The sequence below is a fragment of the Klebsiella sp. MS 92-3 genome (genome assembly GCF_000195655.1).
GTDB lineage: Bacteria > Pseudomonadota > Gammaproteobacteria > Enterobacterales > Enterobacteriaceae > Klebsiella > Klebsiella pneumoniae.
The window spans coordinates 10,661-26,212 of sequence record NZ_GL882785.1; the positions used below are offsets into that span (position 1 = coordinate 10,661).

32 protein-coding genes are annotated in these 15,552 nt (G+C 51.1%); 1 reads left to right on the forward strand and 31 read right to left on the reverse strand.

All coding sequences use genetic code 11. The annotated features are described in order from the left end of the window. Nucleotides 1–45: 45 nt before the first annotated feature. The 28 genes from rplQ to rpsJ all read right to left on the reverse strand — a co-directional run bounded on the left by rplQ (nucleotide 46) and on the right by rpsJ (nucleotide 13,703). Nucleotides 46–432 (reverse strand): 50S ribosomal protein L17, encoded by a 387-nt coding sequence (gene rplQ / locus HMPREF9538_RS18305; protein WP_002919206.1) that lies wholly within the window; start codon nucleotides 430–432, stop codon nucleotides 46–48. Nucleotides 433–472: 40 nt separating this feature from the next. After that, a complete protein-coding gene (locus HMPREF9538_RS18300; protein ID WP_002919219.1) occupies nucleotides 473–1,462 on the reverse strand; it encodes a DNA-directed RNA polymerase subunit alpha in 990 nt (329 codons plus the stop codon). A gap of 25 nt (nucleotides 1,463–1,487) precedes the next feature. Continuing rightward, complete coding sequence (gene rpsD, locus HMPREF9538_RS18295) at nucleotides 1,488–2,108, reverse strand: 30S ribosomal protein S4 (protein ID WP_002919224.1); 621 nt, start codon at nucleotides 2,106–2,108, stop codon at nucleotides 1,488–1,490. 33 nt (nucleotides 2,109–2,141) lie between these two features. Beyond that, nucleotides 2,142–2,531, reverse strand: coding sequence for a 30S ribosomal protein S11 (gene rpsK, locus HMPREF9538_RS18290; protein WP_002919257.1), 390 nt, complete (start codon nucleotides 2,529–2,531; stop codon nucleotides 2,142–2,144). Between the two features lie 16 nt (nucleotides 2,532–2,547). After that, a complete protein-coding gene (gene rpsM / locus HMPREF9538_RS0127300; RefSeq protein WP_002919259.1) occupies nucleotides 2,548–2,904 on the reverse strand; it encodes a 30S ribosomal protein S13 in 357 nt (118 codons plus the stop codon). A gap of 146 nt (nucleotides 2,905–3,050) precedes the next feature. Beyond that, on the reverse strand, nucleotides 3,051–3,167 hold the full coding sequence (gene rpmJ / locus HMPREF9538_RS29645; RefSeq protein WP_000868187.1) for a 50S ribosomal protein L36: 117 nt from the start codon (nucleotides 3,165–3,167) through the stop codon (nucleotides 3,051–3,053). A gap of 33 nt (nucleotides 3,168–3,200) precedes the next feature. Beyond that, nucleotides 3,201–4,532, reverse strand: a complete 1,332-nt coding sequence (gene secY / locus HMPREF9538_RS18285) for a preprotein translocase subunit SecY (RefSeq protein ID WP_002919515.1) — start codon at nucleotides 4,530–4,532, stop codon at nucleotides 3,201–3,203. 7 nt (nucleotides 4,533–4,539) lie between these two features. Then, a complete protein-coding gene (gene rplO, locus HMPREF9538_RS0127305; protein WP_002919516.1) occupies nucleotides 4,540–4,974 on the reverse strand; it encodes a 50S ribosomal protein L15 in 435 nt (144 codons plus the stop codon). Nucleotides 4,975–4,977: 3 nt separating this feature from the next. After that, nucleotides 4,978–5,157 carry a 50S ribosomal protein L30 gene (gene rpmD / locus HMPREF9538_RS18280; protein ID WP_001140434.1) on the reverse strand — a complete coding sequence of 60 codons (180 nt, stop codon included), beginning with the start codon at nucleotides 5,155–5,157 and terminating at the stop codon, nucleotides 4,978–4,980. A gap of 3 nt (nucleotides 5,158–5,160) precedes the next feature. Continuing rightward, a complete protein-coding gene (rpsE, locus tag HMPREF9538_RS18275; protein ID WP_002919545.1) occupies nucleotides 5,161–5,664 on the reverse strand; it encodes a 30S ribosomal protein S5 in 504 nt (167 codons plus the stop codon). A 14-nt stretch (nucleotides 5,665–5,678) separates the two neighbouring features. Continuing rightward, nucleotides 5,679–6,032: a 50S ribosomal protein L18 gene (gene rplR, locus HMPREF9538_RS18270; RefSeq protein WP_000358960.1), complete on the reverse strand. Its 354-nt coding sequence runs from the start codon at nucleotides 6,030–6,032 to the stop codon at nucleotides 5,679–5,681. 9 nt (nucleotides 6,033–6,041) lie between these two features. Then, entirely contained in the window at nucleotides 6,042–6,575 is a 534-nt protein-coding gene (gene rplF / locus HMPREF9538_RS18265; RefSeq protein WP_002919662.1) for a 50S ribosomal protein L6, read from the reverse strand. Between the two features lie 12 nt (nucleotides 6,576–6,587). Next, complete coding sequence (gene rpsH, locus HMPREF9538_RS18260) at nucleotides 6,588–6,980, reverse strand: 30S ribosomal protein S8 (protein WP_002919665.1); 393 nt, start codon at nucleotides 6,978–6,980, stop codon at nucleotides 6,588–6,590. Nucleotides 6,981–7,013: 33 nt separating this feature from the next. After that, nucleotides 7,014–7,319 carry a 30S ribosomal protein S14 gene (gene rpsN, locus HMPREF9538_RS18255; RefSeq protein ID WP_002919667.1) on the reverse strand — a complete coding sequence of 102 codons (306 nt, stop codon included), beginning with the start codon at nucleotides 7,317–7,319 and terminating at the stop codon, nucleotides 7,014–7,016. A gap of 14 nt (nucleotides 7,320–7,333) precedes the next feature. Continuing rightward, nucleotides 7,334–7,873 carry a 50S ribosomal protein L5 gene (rplE, locus tag HMPREF9538_RS18250; RefSeq protein ID WP_001096200.1) on the reverse strand — a complete coding sequence of 180 codons (540 nt, stop codon included), beginning with the start codon at nucleotides 7,871–7,873 and terminating at the stop codon, nucleotides 7,334–7,336. 14 nt (nucleotides 7,874–7,887) lie between these two features. Next, nucleotides 7,888–8,202, reverse strand: a complete 315-nt coding sequence (rplX, locus tag HMPREF9538_RS18245) for a 50S ribosomal protein L24 (RefSeq protein WP_000729185.1) — start codon at nucleotides 8,200–8,202, stop codon at nucleotides 7,888–7,890. A gap of 10 nt (nucleotides 8,203–8,212) precedes the next feature. Further along, nucleotides 8,213–8,584 (reverse strand): 50S ribosomal protein L14, encoded by a 372-nt coding sequence (gene rplN, locus HMPREF9538_RS18240; protein WP_002919748.1) that lies wholly within the window; start codon nucleotides 8,582–8,584, stop codon nucleotides 8,213–8,215. Between the two features lie 165 nt (nucleotides 8,585–8,749). After that, on the reverse strand, nucleotides 8,750–9,004 hold the full coding sequence (gene rpsQ / locus HMPREF9538_RS18235) for a 30S ribosomal protein S17 (protein WP_002919751.1): 255 nt from the start codon (nucleotides 9,002–9,004) through the stop codon (nucleotides 8,750–8,752). Beyond that, on the reverse strand, nucleotides 9,004–9,195 hold the full coding sequence (gene rpmC, locus HMPREF9538_RS18230; protein WP_002919754.1) for a 50S ribosomal protein L29: 192 nt from the start codon (nucleotides 9,193–9,195) through the stop codon (nucleotides 9,004–9,006). The genes rpsQ and rpmC overlap by 1 nt, the downstream gene beginning before the upstream one ends. Further along, nucleotides 9,195–9,605: a 50S ribosomal protein L16 gene (gene rplP, locus HMPREF9538_RS18225; protein ID WP_002919759.1), complete on the reverse strand. Its 411-nt coding sequence runs from the start codon at nucleotides 9,603–9,605 to the stop codon at nucleotides 9,195–9,197. Before rplP ends, rpmC begins: the two co-directional genes overlap by 1 nt. Before the next feature lie 12 nt (nucleotides 9,606–9,617). Then, nucleotides 9,618–10,316: a 30S ribosomal protein S3 gene (gene rpsC / locus HMPREF9538_RS18220; protein ID WP_002919766.1), complete on the reverse strand. Its 699-nt coding sequence runs from the start codon at nucleotides 10,314–10,316 to the stop codon at nucleotides 9,618–9,620. A 17-nt stretch (nucleotides 10,317–10,333) separates the two neighbouring features. After that, on the reverse strand, nucleotides 10,334–10,666 hold the full coding sequence (gene rplV, locus HMPREF9538_RS18215) for a 50S ribosomal protein L22 (RefSeq protein ID WP_002919773.1): 333 nt from the start codon (nucleotides 10,664–10,666) through the stop codon (nucleotides 10,334–10,336). A gap of 14 nt (nucleotides 10,667–10,680) precedes the next feature. Further along, nucleotides 10,681–10,959, reverse strand: coding sequence for a 30S ribosomal protein S19 (gene rpsS, locus HMPREF9538_RS18210; RefSeq protein WP_001138115.1), 279 nt, complete (start codon nucleotides 10,957–10,959; stop codon nucleotides 10,681–10,683). Between the two features lie 16 nt (nucleotides 10,960–10,975). Then, on the reverse strand, nucleotides 10,976–11,797 hold the full coding sequence (rplB, locus tag HMPREF9538_RS18205; RefSeq protein WP_002919786.1) for a 50S ribosomal protein L2: 822 nt from the start codon (nucleotides 11,795–11,797) through the stop codon (nucleotides 10,976–10,978). Nucleotides 11,798–11,814: 17 nt separating this feature from the next. Continuing rightward, a complete protein-coding gene (gene rplW, locus HMPREF9538_RS18200) occupies nucleotides 11,815–12,117 on the reverse strand; it encodes a 50S ribosomal protein L23 (protein ID WP_000617546.1) in 303 nt (100 codons plus the stop codon). Beyond that, nucleotides 12,114–12,719, reverse strand: a complete 606-nt coding sequence (gene rplD / locus HMPREF9538_RS18195) for a 50S ribosomal protein L4 (protein ID WP_002919794.1) — start codon at nucleotides 12,717–12,719, stop codon at nucleotides 12,114–12,116. The genes rplW and rplD overlap by 4 nt, the downstream gene beginning before the upstream one ends. 10 nt (nucleotides 12,720–12,729) lie before the next feature. After that, nucleotides 12,730–13,359 carry a 50S ribosomal protein L3 gene (rplC, locus tag HMPREF9538_RS18190; RefSeq protein ID WP_002919796.1) on the reverse strand — a complete coding sequence of 210 codons (630 nt, stop codon included), beginning with the start codon at nucleotides 13,357–13,359 and terminating at the stop codon, nucleotides 12,730–12,732. Between the two features lie 32 nt (nucleotides 13,360–13,391). Further along, nucleotides 13,392–13,703 (reverse strand): 30S ribosomal protein S10, encoded by a 312-nt coding sequence (gene rpsJ / locus HMPREF9538_RS18185; protein ID WP_001181005.1) that lies wholly within the window; start codon nucleotides 13,701–13,703, stop codon nucleotides 13,392–13,394. A 383-nt stretch (nucleotides 13,704–14,086) separates the two neighbouring features. Here rpsJ and HMPREF9538_RS18180 point away from each other — a divergent pair, with 383 nt between their 5' ends. After that, nucleotides 14,087–14,572 (forward strand): prepilin peptidase, encoded by a 486-nt coding sequence (locus HMPREF9538_RS18180; protein WP_009484606.1) that lies wholly within the window; start codon nucleotides 14,087–14,089, stop codon nucleotides 14,570–14,572. Here the strand turns inward: HMPREF9538_RS18180 and bfr are convergent. From bfr to HMPREF9538_RS29650, 3 genes are all read right to left on the reverse strand, one after another. Then, nucleotides 14,556–15,032 carry a bacterioferritin gene (gene bfr, locus HMPREF9538_RS18175; RefSeq protein ID WP_002919971.1) on the reverse strand — a complete coding sequence of 159 codons (477 nt, stop codon included), beginning with the start codon at nucleotides 15,030–15,032 and terminating at the stop codon, nucleotides 14,556–14,558. The two genes, HMPREF9538_RS18180 and bfr, sit on opposite strands and share 17 nt — an antisense overlap. A gap of 73 nt (nucleotides 15,033–15,105) precedes the next feature. Then, the gene (gene bfd, locus HMPREF9538_RS18170; protein ID WP_004152415.1) at nucleotides 15,106–15,300 is read right to left on the reverse strand and encodes a bacterioferritin-associated ferredoxin; all 195 of its coding nucleotides are present in this window, start codon (nucleotides 15,298–15,300) and stop codon (nucleotides 15,106–15,108) included. A 179-nt stretch (nucleotides 15,301–15,479) separates the two neighbouring features. Further along, the coding region (locus tag HMPREF9538_RS29650; RefSeq protein WP_001680644.1) for a hypothetical protein at nucleotides 15,480–15,552 on the reverse strand (73 nt) is incomplete at its 5' end.

Here is a 15,552-nt window from a genome sequence, read left to right on the forward strand (position 1 = left end):
AAAAAAACCCCCCCGCGGGGGGGTTTTTTTTTACGTTACTACAGATTACTCTGCAGCAGCTTCTGCTTTCGGCTCAGCACGATCAACCAGCTCGATGTATGCCATCGGCGCGTTGTCGCCTGCACGGAAGCCACACTTCAGAATGCGAGTGTAACCACCGGCGCGGCTCGCGAAACGCGGGCCCAGCTCGTTAAACAGTTTTGCCACGATCTCGTTATCACGAGTGCGGGCGAATGCCAGACGACGATTAGCAACGCTATCAGTCTTGGCAAGAGTAATCAGCGGCTCAACTACGCGACGCAGTTCTTTCGCTTTCGGCAGGGTCGTCTTGATGATTTCATGACGAACCAGCGAACCTGCCATGTTACGGAACATAGCCTGGCGATGGCTGCTGTTGCGGTTCAGTTGACGACCACTCTTACGATGGCGCATGACCTTATCCTTCTCAGTAAAACCTTAACCTGTGATCCGGTTACTCGTCAGCAATGCTTGCTGGTGGCCAGTTTTCCAGGCGCATGCCCAGAGACAGTCCACGGGAAGCCAGCACGTCTTTAATCTCAGTAAGAGATTTTTTACCCAGGTTCGGCGTTTTCAGCAACTCAACCTCGGTACGCTGTACCAGATCACCGATATAGTGGATAGCTTCTGCCTTGAGGCAGTTAGCAGAGCGGACAGTCAATTCCAGATCGTCAACAGGGCGCAGCAGGATCGGATCGAATTCTGGTTTCTCTTCTTTCACTTCTGGCTGACGTACATCACGTAGGTCAACAAAAGCTTCCAGTTGTTCAGCCAGGATGGTTGCCGCACGACGAATCGCCTCTTCAGGATCGATTGTGCCGTTGGTTTCCATTTCGATGACCAGCTTGTCCAGGTCGGTACGCTGTTCTACACGCGCAGCTTCAACATTGTAGGCAATACGCTCTACAGGGCTGTAGCAGGCGTCGACCAGCAGACGGCCGATTGGGCGCTCATCTTCTTCCGAATGAATTCGGGCAGAAGCCGGCACATAACCGCGACCGCGCTGAACTTTGATACGCATGCTAATAGCAGCGTTCTCATCAGTCAGGTGGCAAATCACGTGCTGCGGCTTGACGATTTCGACATCACCGTCGTGGGTAATGTCGGCTGCGGTCACAGGGCCAATGCCAGATTTATTCAAAGTAAGGATGACTTCATCTTTACCCTGAACTCTCACCGCCAGCCCTTTCAGGTTGAGCAGGATTTCAAGGATGTCTTCCTGAACGCCTTCTTTGGTGCTGTACTCGTGCAGTACACCATCAATCTCAACCTCGGTCACCGCGCAACCCGGCATCGATGAGAGCAGAATACGGCGCAGTGCGTTACCCAGAGTATGGCCGAAGCCACGCTCTAAAGGCTCAAGGGTCACCTTGGCGTGCGTCGAACTCACTTGCTCGATATCGACCAGGCGCGGTTTTAGAAACTCTGTCACAGAACCCTGCATTGTGTCCTCTCTTTGGTACTAAGCTTTACTTGGAGTAAAGCTCGACGATCAGGTGTTCGTTAATGTCCGCAGACAGATCAGAACGCTCCGGCTGACGCTTGAACGTACCTTCCATCTTGCCAGCATCAACTTCCAGCCAGGTTGGCTTTTCACGCTGCTCAGCCAGCTCCAGAGCGGCTTTCACGCGAGATTGCTTTTTCGCTTTCTCACGAATGCTGACAACGTCATTCGCTTTAACCTGATAAGAAGCGATGTTAACAACACGACCGTTTACCATAATCGCTTTGTGGCTAACCAGCTGGCGTGCTTCAGCACGAGTGGCGCCGAAGCCCATACGGTATACAACGTTGTCCAGACGACCTTCCAGCAGAGCCAACAGGTTTTCACCGGTGTTGCCTTTCAGACGTGCTGCTTCTTTATAGTAGTTACGGAACTGACGCTCCAGCACACCGTACATACGGCGAACTTTTTGCTTTTCACGCAACTGCACACCATAGTCAGACAGACGCGGCTTACGCGCACCGTGCTGGCCAGGAGCTTGTTCAATTTTACACTTGGTATCGATCGCGCGAACGCCAGACTTAAGGAATAAGTCGGTGCCCTCACGACGGCTCAGCTTGAGCTTAGGACCCAAATATCTTGCCATTTTCTTTCTCCAACTAACCTGGAAAACGCAGCGTTATACGCGACGTTTTTTCGGCGGACGACAACCGTTATGAGGGATCGGAGTCACATCAGTAATATTAGTGATGCGGAAACCAGCGGCGTTCAGTGCACGAATGGTAGATTCGCGACCCGGACCCGGACCTTTGACCATAACTTCCAGATTCTTGATGCCGTATTCTTTTACGGCTTCTGCGCAACGCTCTGCTGCAACCTGAGCTGCGAACGGAGTGGATTTGCGAGAACCACGGAAACCGGAACCACCGGCTGTTGCCCAACCCAGTGCGTTACCCTGACGATCAGTGATGGTAACGATGGTGTTGTTAAAAGAAGCATGGATATGAGCCACGCCGTCAGAGACTTGTTTTCTTACACGCTTACGTGCACGAATTGGTGCCTTTGCCATTATTCAATCACCCCGATTATTTCTTGATCGGTTTACGCGGACCCTTACGGGTACGTGCGTTGGTCTTGGTACGCTGACCGCGAACCGGGAGACCACGACGATGACGCAAACCACGGTAGCAACCAAGGTCCATCAGACGCTTGATGCTCAGGGTGATTTCACGGCGCAGATCACCTTCAACGACAAATTTACCTACTGCTTCACGCAGAATATCAATTTGTTCTTCAGACAGCTCACTGATCTTAACATTTTCAGCGATGCCCGTTTCAGCGCAGATGGCTTTAGAACGGGTTTTGCCGATACCGAAAATAGCGGTTAAAGCGATAACGGTATGTTTGTGATCAGGAATGTTAATGCCTGCTATACGGGCCACTATGCACTCCTACTATTTAATATGTACGCACCATGCTGAAAAGCCCGTTTTCAGGATACTCAAATGGAAACGTACAGACATACAAAAGATTGGCTGGCTAATCTAGCCAGCTCAATCCAACTTTGCAAGAAAAATATGCGAAAAAATCAGCCTTGGCGCTGTTTATGCTTCGGCTCGGCACTGCAAATCACACGGATGACACCATCACGCTTAACGATTTTGCAGTTACGGCATAATTTCTTGACGGAAGCACGAACTTTCATTTTTACTCTCCGTAACTTCTCGGGCGACCAGTTTTAACGGCCGTAGCCTTTCAGGTTCGCCTTCTTCAATGCAGACTCATACTGACTGGACATCATCAGAGTTTGCACTTGAGCCATAAAGTCCATAATCACGACAACAACGATAAGCAGCGAGGTCCCACCGAAGTAGAACGGCACTTTCATCGCGTCACGCATGAACTCCGGGATCAGGCAGATAAAAGTAATGTACAACGCACCAACCAGAGTCAGGCGAGTCATCACTTTATCGATATACTTCGCCGTTTGCTCTCCCGGACGAATTCCTGGTACAAATGCACCGGACTTCTTCAGGTTATCTGCTGTTTCACGCGGGTTGAAAACCAACGCCGTGTAGAAGAAACAGAAGAAGATGATTGCAGACGCATAGAGTAACACATAAAGCGGTTGCCCAGGCTGCAAATACAGCGAAATTGTTGTCAGCCAGTTCCAACCAGTACCACCCCCGAACCATGACGTGATGGTTGCCGGGAACAGTATAATACTGGAAGCGAAGATTGCCGGGATTACCCCCGCCATATTCACTTTCAGCGGTAAATGTGTGCTCTGTGCAGCATAGACACGACGACCCTGTTGACGTTTCGCGTAGTTTACCACAATGCGGCGTTGACCACGCTCAACGAATACAACAAAGAAGGTCACTGCAAATACTAATACTGCAACCAACAGCAACAGGAGGAAGTGCAGGTCGCCTTGACGCGCTTGCTCGATAGTATGGGCGATGGCCGGCGGGAGTCCCGCAACGATACCGGCGAAGATAATGATCGAGATACCGTTACCGATACCACGTTCAGTGATCTGTTCGCCGAGCCACATCAGGAACATAGTCCCTGTGACCAGACTGACAACAGCGGTGAAATAGAATGCAAAGCCTGGATTAATCACCAGGCCTTGCATACCAGGCATATTCGGCAGACCGGTAGCAATACCGATCGACTGGAATATCGCCAGCACCAGAGTACCGTAGCGGGTGTACTGGCTGATCTTACGACGACCAGACTCCCCTTCTTTCTTCAGTTCCGCCAGCGGTTGATAAACCACCGTCAGCAGCTGCACGATGATCGAGGCCGAAATGTACGGCATAATCCCCAGCGCAAAGATAGAAGCACGGCTGAGAGCACCACCAGAGAACATGTTGAACATTTCAATGATGGTGCCTCGCTGTTGCTCAAGCAGTTTGGCAAGTACAGCGGCATCAATACCAGGGATCGGAATAAAAGAGCCAATACGGAACACTATCAGCGCACCGACCACAAACAGAAGTCTGCGTTTCAGTTCGCCAAGGCCACCTTTGGCACTTTGAAAATCTAATCCCGGTTGTTTAGCCATCTGCTACTTATTCCTCAATTTTACCGCCAGCAGCTTCGATAGCAGCACGAGCACCTTTAGTCACACGCAGGCCACGAACAGTTACCGGACGAGTTACCTCACCAGACAGGATCACTTTCGCGAACTCGATCTGGACACCGATAATGTTAGCCGCTTTCAGCGCGTTCAGGTCTACTACATCGCCTTCTACGTGAGCCAGATCGGAGAGACGGATCTCTGCGGTGATCATCGCTTTACGAGAAGTGAAGCCGAATTTCGGCAGACGACGGTACAGAGGCATCTGACCACCCTCGAAACCGCGACGTACGCCACCGCCAGAACGAGATTTCTGACCTTTGTGACCACGACCACCGGTTTTACCGAGGCCAGAACCGATACCACGACCCAGGCGTTTACCCGCCTTTTTGGAGCCTTCGGCCGGAGACAGAGTATTTAAACGCATCTCTTACTCCTCAACTTTAACCATGAAGGAAACCGCGTTGACCATACCACGAACAGCAGGAGTATCCTCGCGCTCTACGGTGTGACCAATACGACGCAGACCCAGGCCAAGCAGCGTTGCCTTGTGTTTCGGCAGACGACCGATTGCACTGCGGGTTTGAGTAATTTTAATAGTCTTTGCCATGGTTTATTTCCCCAGAATTTCTTCAACGGATTTACCACGCTTGGCAGCGACCATATCCGGGGACTTCATGTTTTCCAGACCGTCGATAGTTGCACGAACCACGTTAATCGGGTTAGTGGAACCATACGCTTTAGCCAGAACGTTACGAACCCCAGCGACTTCCAGAACGGCGCGCATTGCACCACCGGCGATGATACCGGTACCTTCGGAAGCCGGCTGCATGAATACACGAGAACCCGTGTGAGTACCCTTAACCGGGTGCTGCAGGGTGCCGTGGTTCAGCGCGACGTTAATCATATTGCGACGGGCTTTTTCCATCGCTTTCTGGATCGCTGCTGGAACTTCACGCGCTTTACCGTAACCAAAACCAACGCGACCGTTACCATCGCCTACTACAGTCAGAGCTGTGAAGGAGAAAATACGACCACCTTTAACGGTTTTAGATACGCGGTTTACCGCGATCAGCTTTTCCTGCAGTTCGCCAGCTTGTTTTTCGATGTGAGCCATCTTACACCTCTACCTTAGAACTGAAGGCCAGCTTCACGGGCAGCATCTGCCAGTGCCTGGACACGACCATGATATTGGAACCCGGAACGGTCAAAGGAAACATCTTTGATGCCTTTTTCCAGAGCGCGTTCAGCGACAGCTTTACCCACAGCTGCTGCAGCGTCTTTGTTACCGGTGTACTTCAGTTGTTCAGCGATAGCTTTTTCTACAGTAGAAGCAGCTACCAGAACTTCAGAACCATTCGGTGCAATTACCTGTGCGTAAATGTGACGCGGGGTACGATGTACCACCAGGCGAGTTGCGCCCAGCTCCTGGAGCTTGCGGCGTGCGCGGGTCGCACGACGGATACGAGCAGATTTCTTATCCATAGTGTTACCTTACTTCTTCTTAGCCTCTTTGGTACGCACGACTTCGTCGGCGTAACGAACACCCTTGCCTTTGTAAGGCTCAGGACGACGGTAGGCGCGCAGATCTGCTGCAACCTGGCCGATCACCTGCTTATCAGCGCCTTTCAGCACGATTTCAGTCTGAGTCGGACATTCTGCAGTGATACCCGCAGGCAGCTGATGATCAACCGGGTGAGAGAAACCTAAAGCCAGGTTTACTACATTCCCTTTGACCGCTGCACGATAACCTACACCAACCAGCTGCAGCTTCTTAGTGAAGCCTTCGGTAACACCGATAACCATTGAGTTCAGCAGGGCACGCGCGGTACCAGCCTGAGCCCAACCGTCTGCGTAACCATCACGCGGACCGAAGGTCAGTGCATTATCTGCATGTTTAACTTCAACAGCATCGTTGAGAGTACGAGTCAGCTCGCCGTTTTTACCTTTGATCGTAATAACCTGACCGTTGATTTTTACATCAACGCCGGCAGGAACAACGACCGGTGCTTTAGCAACACGAGACATTTTTTCCTCCGATTAGGCTACGTAGCAGATAATTTCGCCACCAAGACCAGCCTGGCGCGCTGCACGATCAGTCATAACACCTTTAGAGGTAGAAACAACTGCGATACCCAGACCGGCCATAACTTTCGGCAGCTCATCTTTTTTCTTATAGATGCGCAGACCTGGGCGGCTGACACGCTGAATGCTTTCTACAACAGCTTTGCCCTGGAAATACTTGAGAGTAAGTTCCAGTTCAGGCTTGGTGTCGCCTTCAACTTTAAAATCTTCGATAAAACCTTCTTCCTTCAGCACGTTGGCGATTGCCACTTTCAGCTTGGAGGAAGGCATGGTGACCGCAGCTTTGTTCGCGGCCTGACCGTTACGGATACGGGTCAGCATATCCGCGATCGGATCTTGCATGCTCATCTGTCTTTACTCCCGTGATTCAATTGGTGACAATTACCAGCTAGCCTTTTTCAGACCCGGGATTTCACCGCGCATAGCGGCTTCACGGACCTTAATACGGCTCAACCCGAACTTCCGCAGGAAACCATGCGGACGACCTGTTTGACGGCAGCGGTTACGCTGACGAGACGGGCTGGAATCACGCGGCAGAGTCTGCAGCTTGAGAACGGCATTCCAACGATCTTCGTCGGTTGCGTTCACATCAGAGATGATAGCTTTCAGTTCAGCGCGTTTAGCGAAGAATTTATCAGCTAAAGCCACGCGCTTTACTTCGCGTGCTTTCATTGATTGCTTAGCCATTAAGTAACCCTACCTTACTTGCGGAACGGGAAGTCAAAGGCAGCCAGCAGAGCACGGCCTTCTTCGTCAGATTTCGCAGTAGTGGTAATGGTAATATCCAAACCACGAACGCGGTCGACTTTATCGTAGTCGATTTCTGGGAAGATGATCTGCTCACGGACACCCATGCTGTAGTTGCCACGACCGTCGAAAGACTTAGCGGACAGGCCGCGGAAGTCACGAATACGCGGTACAGCAATAGTGATCAGGCGCTCAAAGAACTCCCACATGCGTTCGCCACGCAGAGTTACTTTACAGCCGATCGGATAGCCCTGACGGATTTTGAAGCCTGCAACTGATTTGCGTGCTTTGGTGATCAGCGGTTTTTGACCGGAGATTGCTGCCAGGTCAGCTGCTGCGTTATCCAGCAGTTTCTTGTCAGCGATCGCTTCACCAACACCCATGTTCAGGGTGATCTTCTCGACCCGAGGGACTTGCATGACAGAATTGTAGTTAAACTCAGTCATGAGTTTCTTAACTACTTCGTCTTTGTAGTAATCATGCAGTTTCGCCATCGTACTACTCCAAATTACTTGATAGTTTCGCTGTTAGACTTGAAGAAACGGACTTTTTTACCGTCTTCGAATCTAAAGCCTACACGGTCAGCCTTGCCGGTTGCCGCATTGAAGATTGCAACGTTAGAAACCTGAATTGCAGCTTCTTTTTCAACGATGCCGCCTGGTTGGTTCAGAGCCGGAACCGGCTTCTGGTGTTTCTTAACCAGGTTGATACCTTCAACAATGACCTTGCCGGAAGACAGGACATTCTTAACTTTACCGCGCTTACCTTTATCTTTACCGGTTAACACGATAACTTCGTCATCACGACGGATTTTCGCTGCCATGATTCGCTCCTTAGAGTACTTCTGGTGCCAGAGAGATAATTTTCATGAACTTCTCGGTACGAAGTTCACGAGTTACCGGCCCAAAAATACGCGTACCGATAGGCTGCTCGCTGTTATTGTTCAGAATAACGCATGCATTACCATCGAAGCGAATGACAGAACCGTCCGGGCGACGAACACCCTTCTTGGTGCGCACCACTACCGCCTTCAGCACATCACCTTTTTTGACCTTACCACGCGGAATTGCTTCTTTGATGGTGATCTTGATGATGTCGCCTACGCCTGCGTAGCGACGGTGCGAGCCACCCAGAACCTTGATACACATTACGCGACGTGCACCGGAGTTGTCGGCGACGTTCAGCATAGTCTGTTCTTGGATCATTTTAGTGCTCCGCTAATGTCAACTACTACTGAGACCCGAAAATTAGGGTCGTTAAAAAGCCCCATATCGAGGGCGCGGCATTATAACACCACAAACCAGATATGGGTAGAAAAAATAAACGGCTCATCGCTGAGCCGTTTATCCGTATCGAGAATGCGTACTCTATTACAGAACCGCTTTCTCTACAACGCGAACCAGCGTCCAGGACTTAGTCTTGGACAGCGGACGGCATTCGCGGATTTCAACCTTGTCGCCGATACCGCATTCGTTGTTCTCGTCATGTACGTGCAGTTTGGTCGTACGTTTGATGAATTTACCGTAAACCGGGTGTTTCACCATACGTTCGATAGCAACAACAATGGATTTCTCCATTTTGTCGCTAACTACGCGACCTTGCAGAGTACGGATTTTATCGGTCATTACGCACCCGCCTTCTGAGTCAGTAAAGTCTTAACGCGTGCAACATCACGACGCACTTGCTTCAGCAGATGAGTCTGTTGCAGCTGGCCACTTGCAGCCTGCATGCGCAGGTTGAACTGCTCACGCAGCAGGTTCAGCAGCTCAGCGTTCAGCTCTTCAACGCTTTTTTCACGCAGCTCTTTTGCTTTCATTACATCACCGTCTTAGTTACAAAGGTGGTTTTGATCGGCAGTTTCGCTGCTGCCAGGCCGAATGCTTCACGGGCCAGCTCTTCCGGTACACCGTCCATTTCATACAGGACTTTACCCGGCTGAATCAAGGCAACCCAGTACTCCACGTTACCTTTACCTTTACCCATACGAACTTCCAGCGGCTTCTCGGTGATCGGTTTGTCCGGGAATACACGGATCCAGATCTTACCTTGACGCTTAACTGCACGGGTCATAGCACGACGTGCTGCTTCGATCTGACGTGCAGTCAGACGACCACGGCCAACAGCTTTCAGACCGAAAGTGCCGAAGCTAACATCCGTACCCTGCGCCAGACCACGGTTGCGGCCTTTGTGCACTTTACGGAATTTTGTACGCTTTGGTTGTAACATCAGCGACGCTCCTTATTTACGGCCTTTACGCTGCTGCTTTTTAGGTTGAGCAGCCGGTTCCGGTTGTTCAACAGCAGCCATACCACCCAGGATCTCACCTTTGAAGATCCATACCTTAACGCCGATTACACCGTAAGTGGTGTGCGCTTCAGAGGTGTTGTAGTCGATGTCAGCACGCAGAGTGTGCAGCGGTACGCGACCTTCACGGTACCATTCGGTACGTGCGATTTCCGCGCCGCCCAGACGGCCGCTAACTTCAACTTTGATACCTTTAGCGCCCAGACGCATTGCGTTCTGTACAGCACGCTTCATCGCACGACGGAACATAACGCGACGTTCCAGCTGAGAAGTGATGCTGTCAGCAACCAGTTTTGCGTCCAGTTCAGGTTTACGAACTTCGGCGATATTGATCTGTGCAGGTACGCCAGCGATATCCGCTACGACCTTGCGCAGTTTTTCTACGTCTTCGCCTTTCTTACCGATAACGATACCCGGGCGAGCGGTGTGAATGGTCACACGGATGCTCTTAGCCGGACGCTCGATAACGATGCGAGATACAGACGCTTTAGCCAGTTCTTTAGTCAGGAACTGACGTACTTTAAAATCGCTGTCCAGGTTGTCAGCGAATTCTTTGGTGTTCGCGAACCAGGTAGAGTTCCATGGTTTGACAATACCCAGGCGAATACCATTAGGATGTACTTTCTGACCCATTGCTAGTCTCCAGAGTCTCAGCGATCGGACACAACCACAGTGATGTGGCTGGTGCGCTTCAGGATGCGATCTGCACGACCTTTAGCACGCGGCATAATGCGCTTCATGCTCGGGCCTTCGTCTACGAAAATTTTCGCAACTTTCAGATCATCAATGTCAGCGCCATCGTTGTGTTCAGCGTTAGCAATGGCAGATTCCAGTACCTTCTTGACCAGTACAGCAGCTTTTTTGTTGGTGTAGGTCAGAATATCCAGGGCCTGCGACACTTTCTTACCGCGAATCAGGTCAGCTACAAGGCGAACCTTCTGAGCAGAAGAACGAGCATGGCGATGTTGAGCTAAAGTTTCCATCTCTTCCTCCTACCTTATTTCTTCTTCGCTTTTTTATCAGCAGCGTGGCCGCGATAAGTACGAGTCGGTGCGAATTCACCCAGTTTGTGACCGACCATTTCGTCGGAAACAAATACTGGAACGTGCTGACGACCATTATGGACAGCGATGGTCAAACCGATCATGTTAGGAAAGATCGTTGAACGACGGGACCAAGTGCGCAGGGGCTTCTTGTCTCCGCTTTCCACCGCTTTCTCTACCTTCTTCAGCAAGTGCAGGTCAATAAAAGGACCTTTCTTGAGAGAACGTGGCATGGCTTATCCTCTAAAATTATTTGCTACGGCGACGTACGATGAATTTATCAGTACGCTTGTTGCTGCGGGTCTTCTTACCTTTGGTCTGCAGGCCCCACGGGGATACCGGGTGCTTACCAAAGTTACGACCTTCACCACCACCATGTGGGTGGTCTACTGGGTTCATCGCAGTACCGCGAACGGTAGGACGAACACCACGCCAGCGTGCAGCACCTGCTTTACCCAGAACGCGCAGCATATGCTCAGCATTGCCAACTTCGCCCAGAGTCGCGCGGCAGTCTGCTTCGACTTTACGCATTTCACCAGAACGCAGACGCAGGGTGACATAAGCACCGTCACGAGCAACGATCTGAACGTAAGTACCAGCGGAACGAGCCAGCTGACCGCCTTTACCTGGTTTCATTTCTACGTTATGAACGGTAGAACCAACCGGGATATTGCGCATCGGCAGGGTGTTGCCTGCTTTGATTGCAGCATCAACGCCAGACTGAATCTGGTCGCCAGCTTTCAGGCCTTTCGGGGCCAGGATGTAACGGCGCTCGCCGTCTTTGTACAGAACCAGCGCGATGTTCGCGGAGCGGTTCGGATCGTACTCAAGACGTTCAACAACTGCCGGGATACCATCTTTGTTGCGTTTGAAGTCAACAATACGGTAAGCCTGCTTGTGGCCACCACCGATATGACGGGTGGTGATACGGCCATTGTTGTTACGACCACCGGATTTGCTGTTTTTTTCCAGCAACGGAGCAAAAGGTTTGCCCTTGTGCAGCTCTGGGTTAACCACTTTAACGACGTGGCGACGACCCGGAGATGTCGGTTTACATTTAACAACTGCCATTGTATTACTCCTCCGACTTACTCAGCGCCGCCAACGAAGTCCAGATTCTGGCCTTCTTTCAGGGTGACGTAAGCTTTTTTCCAGTCGCTACGACGACCGATACGCTGTCCGTGACGTTTAACTTTCCCTTTAACAACCAGGGTGTTAACGACTTCGACTTCGACTTCAAACAGTTTCTGCACAGCAGCTTTGATTTCTGCTTTGGTCGCGTCTTTAGCAACTTTGAGAACGATGGTGTTTGTTTTTTCCATCGCAGTAGACGCTTTTTCAGAAACGTGCGGTGCGCGCAGCACCTTCAGCAGACGTTCTTCACGAATCATGCCAGCATCTCCTCAACTTGCTTAACAGCATCAGCAGTCATTACGACTTTGTCGAAGGCGATCAGGCTAACCGGGTCGATACCGTTCGCATCACGTACGTCAACCTTATGCAGGTTACGTGCGGCCAGGAACAGGTTCTCGTCCAGCTCACCGGTGATGATCAGCACATCTTCCAGAGCCATGTCTTTCAGTTTCTGTGCCAGCAGCTTAGTTTTCGGCGCTTCAACAGAGAACTTCTCGACAACGATCAGACGATCCTGACGTACCAGTTCGGACAGAATGCTTTTCAGCGCGCCGCGGTACATCTTCTTGTTAACTTTTTGACTGTGGTCCTGCGGACGAGCAGCGAAGGTCACGCCACCGGAACGCCAGATCGGGCTCTTGATAGAACCAGAACGCGCACGGCCGGTACCTTTCTGGCGCCACGGTTTTTTACCGGAGCCAGTGATTTCAGCACGAGTCTTCTGAGCACGAGTGCCCTGACGCGCACCGGCTGCATAAGCAACAACAACCTGGTGAACCAGCGCTTCGTTGAAATCACGACCGAAGGTAGTTTCGGAAACAGTCAGCGCGCTCTGCGCGTCTTTCAATACTAATTCCATTGCTATCTCCTCACGCCTTCACAGCTGGTTTAACGATCAGGTCGCTACCGGTCGCACCCGGGACAGCACCTTTAACCAGCAGCAGGTTGCGCTCAGCGTCAACACGTACTACGTCCAGGCTCTGAACGGTTACACGCTCATTACCCAGCTGACCTGCCATTTTCTTGCCTTTGAACACTTTGCCCGGAGTCTGGTTCTGACCGATAGAACCCGGAACGCGGTGGGACAAGGAGTTACCGTGAGTAGCGTCCTGGGTACGGAAGTTCCAGCGCTTAACGGTACCAGCAAAACCTTTACCTTTAGAGGTACCGGTTACGTCAACTTTTTTAACGTCAGCAAACAGTTCAACGCTAATGTTCTGACCTACGGTGAATTCTTCGCCGTCAGCCAGACGGAATTCCCACAGACCACGGCCAGCTTCAACGCCAGCTTTAGCGAAGTGACCCGCTTCCGGCTTGGTTACACGGTTAGCTTTTTTAGCACCGGTGGTAACCTGGATTGCGCGGTAGCCATCGTTAGCCAGGTCTTTAACCTGAGTAACACGGTTTGCTTCAACTTCGATTACGGTTACTGGGATAGAAACGCCATCTTCAGTGAAGATGCGGGTCATGCCCACTTTTTTACCGACTAAACCAATCATTGTTTCAACCTCTCAATCGCTCGATGACCTGATTAACCCAGGCTGATCTGCACGTCTACACCGGCAGCCAGATCCAGACGCATCAGAGCATCAACGGTTTTTTCAGTTGGCTCAACGATGTCAACCAGACGCTTGTGAGTGCGAATTTCGTACTGGTCACGCGCGTCTTTGTTGACGTGCGGGGAGATCAGAACGGTAAAGCGCTCTTTGCGGGTCGGCAGCGGGATCGGACCACGGACTTGCGCACCAGTGCGCTTAGCAGTCTCGACGATTTCCGCGGTTGATTGATCGATCAGACGATGATCAAACGCTTTCAGGCGGATACGGATTCTTTGGTTCTGCATGAGACCAGAGCTCCAATTATTTTATAGACGAAATGATTACTCCTCATACCCATTACGATTGATGGGAGAGTGTAACCGTTCTTACATAGTCCCCCGATTGGGGACATTGTTTGATAACCCAAATGCGATTACCAGGGTTCATATTGAACCGGCCGTCAACTTTGACAGGCCCGCGCATTATACGCAAATTCTGGCGCGACGCAAGTGCTGTTTAGAAAATCATCACCAGGATTTGCGCGCCTTCGCGTTAGCGCGCTGTACGGGGCTGCAATGCGGAGTAAGAGTGCGGATTGTGGGATCCATTCCCGGAAAATGCCTTTTGTGCCGAACGGGAGAGGATGAGCATAGTGACGCAATGTTCATCGATCATTGCGGGGTCAACTATGCTCGCCGCCCTCCCCTTCTTGCTGTGCTATAGCGGTTTGACCGTGGCATTATGCCACCAGGATCTGCGCCACGGTCTGTTGCCTGACCGTTACACCTGTCCCCTGCTGTGGAGTGGTTTACTTTTTTATCTCTGTCTGGCGCCGCACCAGCTGCATGATGCCGTCTGGGGGGCGATAGCGGGCTATCTCTCTTTGGCTGCGATTTACTGGCTATACCGCGGTATCCGCGGCTATGAAGGATTGGGTTATGGAGATATAAAATATCTTGCCGCCCTCGGCGCCTGGCATGGCTGGCGGTTACTGCCGCAGTTGGTCCTGGTTGCCTCGCTACTCGCCGGCATAGCGTGGGCAGGAGCAGGTTTATACGCCAGTTGCGGCGGGAGGAGCAAATGGAGAAGAAGCAACCCGCTGCCGTTTGGGCCATTCCTGGCGGCCGCGGGTTTTTGGTGCGGGTGGCAGACGCTGGCTAGTCTGACACTTTGATCTGCGACTGCAGGTAATTTTGCAGACCGATTTTGCCAATCAAATCGAGTTCGGTTTCCAGCCAGTCGATATGGCCTTCTTCATCCGCCAGGATCTCAATCATCATATCGCGGCTGACGTAGTCATGGACGCTGTCGGCATAGGCAATAGCCTCACGCAAATTTTGCGCCCCTTCCAGCTCCAGCCTCAAATCGGACCGCAGCATCTCTTCCACATCTTCACCGATGCCAAGTTTGCCGAGATCCTGCAGATTAGGGATACCTTCGAGAAAAAGAATACGCTCGATATACTTATCGGCGTGCTTCATTTCGTCGATGGATTCGTGGTACTCAATATCGTTGAGGCGCATCAGGCCCCAATTTTTAAACATTCTCGCATGAAGAAAGTACTGATTAATTGCGACTAGCTCATTTCCCAATAATTTATTGAGATAACTTATGATTTTGACATCACCTTTCATTATATAGTCCCTCCGCTTCCACTCATTGAAGCGTAGTCCGGCCTATAGGGATGTCAAAAGAGAAGCGTGGACTTCAGGCGATTTCTTTGAATTCCGGCATGGTGGTTAATTCATCTTCCATCACTTCACGCGCGGCACGAACACACTTACCGCATTGATTTCCCACGGGAACAAACTTACGTAATTGCTGAAAAGATTGCGGTTGAAACTGGCGCACAACCTGACGAATTTTTTTATCGCTGACGCCATTGCACAAACAAACGTACATAGAAACTCCCGTTCAATTTATGCACAATATTAAATGAGAATGGTTATGATTACAATAGACCATTTGCTCATTATCCGCCGCAACGCACGATATGAATAGCCAGCAAAAATCCGTTTTTCGCTGAATGACAGACAGCAAAAAGGGCGCCGAAGCGCCCTTTTTAATTCAAAGCTAACGAATTAGCCCAGAACTTTAGCTACAACGCCCGCGCCAACGGTACGGCCGCCTTCACGGATTGCGAAACGCAGACCG

Excerpts from the sequence above, each read along its gene's own strand:
- rpmC (WP_002919754.1), bottom strand. The coding sequence starts at position 9,195 with ATGAAAGCAAAAGAGCTGCGTGAAAAAAGCGTTGAAGAGCTGAACGCT.
- rplP (WP_002919759.1), bottom strand. The coding sequence starts at position 9,605 with ATGTTACAACCAAAGCGTACAAAATTCCGTAAAGTGCACAAAGGCCGC.
- rplF (WP_002919662.1), bottom strand. The coding sequence starts at position 6,575 with ATGTCTCGTGTTGCTAAAGCACCGGTCGTTGTTCCTGCCGGCGTTGAT.
- rpsE (WP_002919545.1), bottom strand. The coding sequence starts at position 5,664 with ATGGCTCACATCGAAAAACAAGCTGGCGAACTGCAGGAAAAGCTGATC.
- bfr (WP_002919971.1), bottom strand. The coding sequence starts at position 15,032 with ATGAAAGGTGATGTCAAAATCATAAGTTATCTCAATAAATTATTGGGA.
- secY (WP_002919515.1), bottom strand. The coding sequence starts at position 4,532 with ATGGCTAAACAACCGGGATTAGATTTTCAAAGTGCCAAAGGTGGCCTT.
- rplD (WP_002919794.1), bottom strand. The coding sequence starts at position 12,719 with ATGGAATTAGTATTGAAAGACGCGCAGAGCGCGCTGACTGTTTCCGAA.
- rpsH (WP_002919665.1), bottom strand. The coding sequence starts at position 6,980 with ATGAGCATGCAAGATCCGATCGCGGATATGCTGACCCGTATCCGTAAC.
- rplO (WP_002919516.1), bottom strand. The coding sequence starts at position 4,974 with ATGCGTTTAAATACTCTGTCTCCGGCCGAAGGCTCCAAAAAGGCGGGT.
- rpsN (WP_002919667.1), bottom strand. The coding sequence starts at position 7,319 with ATGGCTAAGCAATCAATGAAAGCACGCGAAGTAAAGCGCGTGGCTTTA.
- rpsK (WP_002919257.1), bottom strand. The coding sequence starts at position 2,531 with ATGGCAAAGGCACCAATTCGTGCACGTAAGCGTGTAAGAAAACAAGTC.
- rplX (WP_000729185.1), bottom strand. The coding sequence starts at position 8,202 with ATGGCAGCGAAAATCCGTCGTGATGACGAAGTTATCGTGTTAACCGGT.
- rplC (WP_002919796.1), bottom strand. The coding sequence starts at position 13,359 with ATGATTGGTTTAGTCGGTAAAAAAGTGGGCATGACCCGCATCTTCACT.
- rpmJ (WP_000868187.1), bottom strand. The coding sequence starts at position 3,167 with ATGAAAGTTCGTGCTTCCGTCAAGAAATTATGCCGTAACTGCAAAATC.
- rplE (WP_001096200.1), bottom strand. The coding sequence starts at position 7,873 with ATGGCGAAACTGCATGATTACTACAAAGACGAAGTAGTTAAGAAACTC.
- rpsC (WP_002919766.1), bottom strand. The coding sequence starts at position 10,316 with ATGGGTCAGAAAGTACATCCTAATGGTATTCGCCTGGGTATTGTCAAA.
- HMPREF9538_RS18300 (WP_002919219.1), bottom strand. The coding sequence starts at position 1,462 with ATGCAGGGTTCTGTGACAGAGTTTCTAAAACCGCGCCTGGTCGATATC.
- HMPREF9538_RS18180 (WP_009484606.1), top strand. The coding sequence starts at position 14,087 with ATGCTCGCCGCCCTCCCCTTCTTGCTGTGCTATAGCGGTTTGACCGTG.
- rplQ (WP_002919206.1), bottom strand. The coding sequence starts at position 432 with ATGCGCCATCGTAAGAGTGGTCGTCAACTGAACCGCAACAGCAGCCAT.
- rpmD (WP_001140434.1), bottom strand. The coding sequence starts at position 5,157 with ATGGCAAAGACTATTAAAATTACTCAAACCCGCAGTGCAATCGGTCGT.
- bfd (WP_004152415.1), bottom strand. The coding sequence starts at position 15,300 with ATGTACGTTTGTTTGTGCAATGGCGTCAGCGATAAAAAAATTCGTCAG.
- rplW (WP_000617546.1), bottom strand. The coding sequence starts at position 12,117 with ATGATTCGTGAAGAACGTCTGCTGAAGGTGCTGCGCGCACCGCACGTT.
- rpsJ (WP_001181005.1), bottom strand. The coding sequence starts at position 13,703 with ATGCAGAACCAAAGAATCCGTATCCGCCTGAAAGCGTTTGATCATCGT.
- rpsS (WP_001138115.1), bottom strand. The coding sequence starts at position 10,959 with ATGCCACGTTCTCTCAAGAAAGGTCCTTTTATTGACCTGCACTTGCTG.
- rplV (WP_002919773.1), bottom strand. The coding sequence starts at position 10,666 with ATGGAAACTTTAGCTCAACATCGCCATGCTCGTTCTTCTGCTCAGAAG.
- rpsQ (WP_002919751.1), bottom strand. The coding sequence starts at position 9,004 with ATGACCGATAAAATCCGTACTCTGCAAGGTCGCGTAGTTAGCGACAAA.
- rplR (WP_000358960.1), bottom strand. The coding sequence starts at position 6,032 with ATGGATAAGAAATCTGCTCGTATCCGTCGTGCGACCCGCGCACGCCGC.
- rplB (WP_002919786.1), bottom strand. The coding sequence starts at position 11,797 with ATGGCAGTTGTTAAATGTAAACCGACATCTCCGGGTCGTCGCCACGTC.
- rplN (WP_002919748.1), bottom strand. The coding sequence starts at position 8,584 with ATGATCCAAGAACAGACTATGCTGAACGTCGCCGACAACTCCGGTGCA.
- rpsD (WP_002919224.1), bottom strand. The coding sequence starts at position 2,108 with ATGGCAAGATATTTGGGTCCTAAGCTCAAGCTGAGCCGTCGTGAGGGC.